General features: G+C 43.2%; 7 protein-coding genes. 3 read left to right on the plus strand and 4 right to left on the minus strand.

All coding sequences use genetic code 11. The features are described from left to right. The first annotated feature begins 53 nt into the window (after nucleotides 1-53). Both QT974_RS29205 and QT974_RS29210 read left to right on the plus strand, forming a co-directional pair. Complete coding sequence (locus QT974_RS29205) at nucleotides 54-614, plus strand: Uma2 family endonuclease (RefSeq protein ID WP_333471884.1); 561 nt, start codon at nucleotides 54-56, stop codon at nucleotides 612-614. 543 nt (nucleotides 615-1,157) lie between these two features. Further along, nucleotides 1,158-3,473 carry a bifunctional serine/threonine-protein kinase/ABC transporter substrate-binding protein gene (locus QT974_RS29210; protein ID WP_333471885.1) on the plus strand — a complete coding sequence of 772 codons (2,316 nt, stop codon included), beginning with the start codon at nucleotides 1,158-1,160 and terminating at the stop codon, nucleotides 3,471-3,473. Between the two features lie 37 nt (nucleotides 3,474-3,510). On the opposite strand, the gene QT974_RS29215 is transcribed toward QT974_RS29210, so the two are convergent. From QT974_RS29215 to QT974_RS29230, 4 genes are all read right to left on the minus strand, one after another. Beyond that, complete coding sequence (locus QT974_RS29215; RefSeq protein ID WP_333471886.1) at nucleotides 3,511-3,846, minus strand: DUF5615 family PIN-like protein; 336 nt, start codon at nucleotides 3,844-3,846, stop codon at nucleotides 3,511-3,513. Beyond that, nucleotides 3,843-4,076, minus strand: a complete 234-nt coding sequence (locus tag QT974_RS29220; RefSeq protein WP_015174497.1) for a DUF433 domain-containing protein — start codon at nucleotides 4,074-4,076, stop codon at nucleotides 3,843-3,845. The genes QT974_RS29215 and QT974_RS29220 overlap by 4 nt, the downstream gene beginning before the upstream one ends. Before the next feature lie 70 nt (nucleotides 4,077-4,146). Further along, nucleotides 4,147-4,866, minus strand: a complete 720-nt coding sequence (locus QT974_RS29225) for a DUF2786 domain-containing protein (protein WP_333471887.1) — start codon at nucleotides 4,864-4,866, stop codon at nucleotides 4,147-4,149. Between the two features lie 190 nt (nucleotides 4,867-5,056). Further along, nucleotides 5,057-6,271, minus strand: a complete 1,215-nt coding sequence (locus QT974_RS29230) for a DUF790 family protein (RefSeq protein ID WP_333471888.1) — start codon at nucleotides 6,269-6,271, stop codon at nucleotides 5,057-5,059. Here QT974_RS29230 and QT974_RS29235 point away from each other — a divergent pair. Next, nucleotides 6,262-6,444: hypothetical protein (locus tag QT974_RS29235; protein ID WP_333471889.1), on the plus strand; the 183-nt coding region annotated here is incomplete at its 3' end. The two genes, QT974_RS29230 and QT974_RS29235, sit on opposite strands and share 10 nt — an antisense overlap.

Genomic DNA, 6,444 nt, shown 5'->3' on the forward strand with positions numbered 1-6,444 from the left:
TTTTATTTCTCCACGGATGAATCCGGGGGCTTGTATCCTGGATGCTTTCGGTCATGGTAGGAATCGGAACCAAACTGACTTTAGAAGAATTTCTAGCTTTACCGGATGGAGATGTATATTATGAGTTTGTAGATGGTCAAGCAGTTCCTAAAGTGTCTCCAAAATTTTTTCATTCGACTTTACAGTTTGCTTTGTGTCGCCTGATTCGTGAATGGTGTAAAGGAAGCGGGCGAGTGCTTCCAGAATGGGAAATTTTGTTAAAACGTCAGGATAAAGATTGGGCACCTGTTCCCGATTTAACATACATTTCTTATGAACGTTTACCAAAAAATTGGCGGCGGAATGAAGCTTGTCCCGCAATTCCTGAACTGGTAATTGAGATTATCTCTCCCGATAAAACGATGCAGGAATTTGAAGATAAGGCGAAAGATTATTTGGCTGCGGGTGTGACGCGAGTTTGGGTAGTAGATCCAGAGGCTATTTTAATTAAAAGCTTTTTTTTCGATGGTTCTAGTCAAATTTATACGAATAATACATTAATTATAGATGAGTTGCTGCCCGGTTTGGAGTTGACAACTCGAAGGATTTTTCAAGAAGCGGAATTGATTGATTGATTGAGGGCGATCGCCAACTGCACGATCTAAAATGAGACGTATAATTTATCGTATCTCAATGTTTTTAGGTCATGACTGCTTTTAATACTAAAAATCTAACTTTCAATGCAGTTATCCGCCTGCTAAACTTTTAGAAAGAACCTCATGGATTGTGAACCTTCCATCCAGATTTTAGAAGTCCTGAAAGCTTTGTGCAAGTTGCAGAATACTGCGCTGGGTAACTGATACTAAATCCGGGTTTGATACCGCCTCGATCGTTCGACAATGGAAATCGCTACTATACCGCTCATAGGAATCTGGACAAAGCTACCCAAGAGCAAAAGATTTCTCTACAGTCAAGGAATATATCGCGGGTCGCGATTGGAGTTAAGAACTGATAGAATGCGATCGGTGGAAGGAGTCAGAAGACAGCGTTACCCATCCGCACAGGAGGCATGGCAGGGCTTGAAAGGGTTAGACAGCGCTGTTAAGTAGCAACAATTTATATTGTGTGGCATAATTATCATCACTTAAATTACCAAATCACAGCTTTAGCTCAACCGTATGAATCTGAATCCAGGGGATGTGATTGGCGGTCAATACAAAATTATAAAGGAATTAGGGCGAGGATGTAGCCAGACGTATCTAGCTGAAGATCACAACAATTCAGAACGGCAAGTTGTTGTCAAAGAAATTATACCTTTATCTAGCAATATCGCAATTTTTCTAGAGGCACAACGCAGATTTAACATAGAAGCTCAAGTTTTGACACGCTTAGGGACTCACTCTCAAATACCGGAGCTGTTTAAGAGTTTTGAAAAATCAGGAAAATTCTATCTAATTCAAGAGTTTATTGAAGGCGACACGCTCAGCAAAGAACTGAGAATAGGCAATCGGTTGCAAGAAAACGAGGTGATTAACCTGTTGCAGGAAATCCTGGAAATTCTTAATTTTGTTCATGGGGAGCAAGTGATTCACCGGGATATTAAACCTGCTAATATAATTCGCCGTCGGCGAGACGGAAAGCTGGTTTTAATTGACTTTGGAGCAGTTAGAGAAATCAGTACCTTGGAAGAGTCTGCGGGGTCAATGAACCCAACAATATCATGTGGAACGCCCGGTTATATGCCTCCCGAACAAGGCAATCGACAAGCAAGATTTAGCAGCGATATCTATGCTGTAGGAAAGATTGGCATCCAAGCACTCACGGGATTAGATCCTTCAAATCAAATACGCACAGATTCAGATGGTGAAGTGATTTGGCGTCATTGGGCACAGGTTTGTCCTGAGTTAGCAAACATTTTAGACAAAATGGTGCGCTATCACTTCAACGATCGCTATCAGTCAGCATCTGAGGCATTGCAAGCATTGACAGCGATCTATACTCCAGACACACCGTGGTGGAAACTTGTATTTTCCCAACTGTTTCAGTTGATGTCGCAGCTATGCCGTTTGAGTCGCAAGAAAATCTTGTGGTTGGGGTTAGCTGTAGCAACATTGGCTGGTGCGATCGTTTTTTCACAATTACTCAGCTCACAACCAACTATCAAATCACAACAAGCGATCGCTCCGGGGGAAAATCATTTCAGTGAGGGGAAAAAAATCTTAATTCCCGGCTCGATACTATCAGAAAAGCAAAATGGGGTTAAAGCATTCGCTGACGGTAAGTACATTGAAGCAATTCGCTTATTCGAGCAGGCAAGGAAAACAGAACCCAGAGATCCGGAAACTTTAATTTATCTCAATAACGCTCGGATCGCCGCCCAAAATTTGCCTGCTTACACGATCGCGGTTGCTGCCCCTCTCGATAGTGGTAAAAATGATGTAAACGAATCGGGGCAGGAACTTCTGCGAGGAGTTGCCCAAGCTCAAGATGAGGTCAATCGGAGACAAAAAATTAATGGTAAAAGTCTGAAAGTGGCGATCGCAGATGATGCTGACAAAGAAGACCAGGGTATTGAAATAGCGAAGGTTTTGACTGCTACCGCTAAATCAGATATCTTAGCTGTCGTCGGTCACTTTTCCAGTTCAGTAACTCTCAAGACTGCTCCTGTTTATGAAAAGGAAAAATTAGTATTAGTGTCTCCTACAAGTACATCTGAAGATATCTCAAAATCGGGTGATTTTATATTTCGCAGCGTCTCTAGCGATCGGGTAGCTGCCCAAAGCTTGTCTAGTTACTTGGTTAATAGAGTCCGTCAGCAGACAGTGGCAGTTTTTTATAATCCTGGAAATGCTTATAGCCAATCTCTCCGGGATCAATTCCAGACTAACTTCATATCTAGTGGTGGAAATATAGTCGAGGAATTTGATTTATCTAGCCCTCTGTTCAAACCATATCTAGCTGTAGATAAGGCAAAAAAACTAGAAGCTAAAGGGCTTGTTTTATTTCCGAATATCTCAACTCGCGACGGAGCAATAAACACGATCGAAGCAAATCGCTATGGCTATTGTATGGTAGGAGGAGATAGCCTCTACAATTCTCAGACATTGAAGGATGCTGGCGAAGAATCTGTCAATCGCCTGGTTATAGCTACTTTTTGGCATAGATTGAACAGTCCAAATCCACAATTTCCCAAAGATGCTGAGAATTTATGGCAAGCGGGAGTCAGTCCCAATACGGCCTCAGCTTATGATGCAACTCGTGCGGTGATAGAAGCCTTAAGAAATCTGCCGCAACCAACCCGGATTAATATTCAAGAGGCTTTGGCTAATGCTAGTTTTAATACTATTGGAGCTACAGGTAAAATAAGTTTTGACAAGAATGGCGATCGCAAGGAGTCAACTATTCAATTGGTAGCAGTAGTGCCGTCTAGCAATAACTCTGCTTATGAATTTGTGCCTATAGACGATCCGAGAGTGCGGTTTAATTGCCCATAACTAAGTACGATCGCTGAAAGATAATCTTTCACTTTCCTTAAAACAAAGTGATAATTGCCGTATTAGGAGTCTGACTTAAAGCTGCGATCGCACCATAGTTTTCTCTTAGCATTCTCTCTATATCCCCTGTTGAACAATTTCCGCGACGTATCCAAATTACCTTTGGAGGAAATCCCAACAATAGACTCAATTCACTAAAATCCGCATCTTTGGTAACAATAATATAGTCATGCTGACGAGCATAATCCCAAACCTCGCGATCTGGTATAGTAGCTAATCCAATCCCATCAACATGAACTGAACCAGGGTAGATATCTGCGAGGAGCTCGACAAGACGAGGAGAGAGATTTTGGTCAAACAAAAGTAGTCTCATGACCCAACGACTAACATAAACTGTTCGCGTTTAGCGGCGAAACTCAAGCAAGCTAAAATATCCTGTTGGGTGAGATAGGGAAAATCATCTAGAATTTCTTGATAAGTCATCCCAGAAGCCAGATATTCCAGCACGTCATAGACTGTAATTCTCATGCCTCGAATACAAGGTTTACCACCTCGTTTACCCGGTTCGATCGTAATTATATTAGCGATATCTTGGTCTGACATGGCTCTCTTCTGTTAGTTTCTGTTTTTAATTCTAACCTAGGAAGCTGATTTTCACGATCGCACGCCCTACTCAAAGACATTCATTGAGTTGTTTTTGTTCTCCTTCCGGCTGCACTTGCTTCTGCAAACTAATTTTGTCGCCTACTTCATACCCAGAATTAAAACCAGCCTCGCTGCTGACTTGAGAATCTGTCCTGGTTTTGACTTTAACCCCTCGGTCTTCTAAATAATCTGCGATCGCCAGTTGATTCTTTTCAAACATCGATCGCACTACAATAGCAGGAGTAGCCGTCGTATCAACCGATCCCGGAATCCCTGACTCCTCCATCTCCCGCTTTTGTTCGAGCAGCCTTTGCCGCAACCTTGTGGCGCATCCCACCCGAAAAGCGTTCAGATACGCCAGTCCCCGGCCGCTTCCTTTGCGATATTTCGCCCGTTTGTCGATCGCAGAACTCAGATATTCATACAGGTGCTTACAAACAATCAGATTTGTAGAACTTCCTACCAAAAACATACTACCAGTATAAGTGTTGCGCATACCAGTACAACCGTTAGCTTCAGCAATTCCCGACAGCAGCATCATTTTCCAAGTGACAAACTTCGATGTTGTCTCAACTGAGCTTTCGTCAATCTCTTCTTGATGATTCGGCCCTAAATCGGCGAGGCCCAGATTGTACTGCGCCAGTAAAACTGAAGCTTTTGCGGCCGCAGCAGTCGATTCGTTTTCATTGGATGAGGTGGCGAGGGCTAGGAGTTTTTTGATTTTTTCGACAATACTTGTGTCTGCCATTTTTTGATGGTTTTGGGGTGAGAGTACGCGGTTGCAAGGTTTTGGGGATGTTTCTATTTTACTAGAGTGTTGGAATGTGCGATCGTATTTTGAGGATATTTTATTTGATTGAATAGATTTTTTTAACCGCAGAGGGCGCAGAGTTCACAGAGCAAGATAGAAACAGAGAAGTTTGTTACTGATTGGCATACTATTCGAGGATTTCTAGGACTGATTTGGGCTGCAATTTATCTTTAAACCAGACTATTTTTGCAGGGACATCTTTGATATTGACTCCAGCTTTTTCTAAATTCAGTCTTTCGGAAATAGCTAAAATTAAGTTGTCGCATCCAGACTTCTGTACTTGAGCAAATTTCTTTTGCAAATACTCCGGCCGCCAATAGCCGACGATTTCTAATATAAACACTCGCCCGTCGGGATGAACTAACCGAAAGTCGGGAATCATGACGCTTCCGGGAATTGGGATTAGATCGACTTCTCGTTCGAGTTTCCACTCGCTTTTTAAGCTATCCCACCTGCTAGCAAATGCTGCTTCTAACATACTATCATAGGGTTTGCCTGGGGGATAGTGGCTGACTAAGCCGCAGTCGGAATTTAGGCTGAATTTACCTGTTTTTACAACGCCGCTAAAAGTATCTTTGGTTTGCAGAGTTGAGTGCATACTCCACTTGGTGACGTGTAGGAGTGCGGGCAGCATTTTGGCGAGGGCTAAGCCGTAGCGGGTGCTGGGTTTGAACAAGCTTGTAGGGCCGTCGATTGTAAGGGTAAAACCGTGGTCTGCATCGCCTTCGATGTAGGTCATTAATTGAAATAGTTTCAGATACCTAAAGAGGAGTTTGTATTCTCCGGGATCGTTGCGGTGCGCGGTTAGTTGGACTTGACTTGCTCGGTAAAATATGCCTTGGACTTGGGAAAGGTTGTATCTGTGAAGTAAGTTTTCGGGTGTTGGTGCGTCAAATTGGGTGAGGATTTTGTTTTCGTTTAAATCGGCGTATAAACCTGTTTTGATTTCCTGGGTTAAAACTTCTCTGTTTAAGTCTTGGCTGAGTTCTGTGGCTACTGTTTCGAGGGTTATTTCGGTGGATTGTGGGCTGGGAGTCGATCGCGCTGACAAGGCAAATACGCGCTGTCTCAAGTCTGATGGTTCTAGGGGACTGATGACTTCTAAGGTGCTGAAACTGCCTTTGAGGAGGTGCGCTAATCCCCGTTTCAGCCGATAGTCGGGGCTGTCGCCTTCTAATTCTAGCAAGCGTCCGTCGAGTTCGCCTTGGGTTTTGCCGATCGCACTTTGGAAGCAATCAATCATTTCGGTAGCTGCTTCTAGGTTTTTAGCATCTATCTTGAGGCGTAATGGGATGATTGATTCGCCGTTTTGGCGGTGGCTTAGGAGGTCGGTTGGTAGCATTTGTTAACAAAGATTTTTTGTTTTTAACGAACCGCGAAGGCGCGAAGGACGCGAAGGGAAGAAAGTTCGGCAACGGATTATGTAACGGATGTAACGGATGTAACGGATGTAAAACATTGAAGGAAGAAGGAAGTTCGGCAACGGATTATGTAACGGATGTAACGGATGTAACG

It is taken from the genome of Microcoleus sp. BM001215392 (genome assembly GCF_036700185.1).
GTDB lineage: Bacteria > Cyanobacteriota > Cyanobacteriia > Cyanobacteriales > Microcoleaceae > Microcoleus.

Bases quoted from the DNA above. Each gene is read 5' to 3' on its own strand.
- QT974_RS29205 (WP_333471884.1), top strand. From the start codon at position 54: ATGGTAGGAATCGGAACCAAACTGACTTTAGAAGAATTTCTAGCTTTA.
- QT974_RS29210 (WP_333471885.1), top strand. From the start codon at position 1,158: ATGAATCTGAATCCAGGGGATGTGATTGGCGGTCAATACAAAATTATA.
- QT974_RS29215 (WP_333471886.1), bottom strand. From the start codon at position 3,846: ATGAGACTACTTTTGTTTGACCAAAATCTCTCTCCTCGTCTTGTCGAG.
- QT974_RS29220 (WP_015174497.1), bottom strand. From the start codon at position 4,076: ATGTCAGACCAAGATATCGCTAATATAATTACGATCGAACCGGGTAAA.
- QT974_RS29225 (WP_333471887.1), bottom strand. From the start codon at position 4,866: ATGGCAGACACAAGTATTGTCGAAAAAATCAAAAAACTCCTAGCCCTC.
- QT974_RS29230 (WP_333471888.1), bottom strand. From the start codon at position 6,271: ATGCTACCAACCGACCTCCTAAGCCACCGCCAAAACGGCGAATCAATC.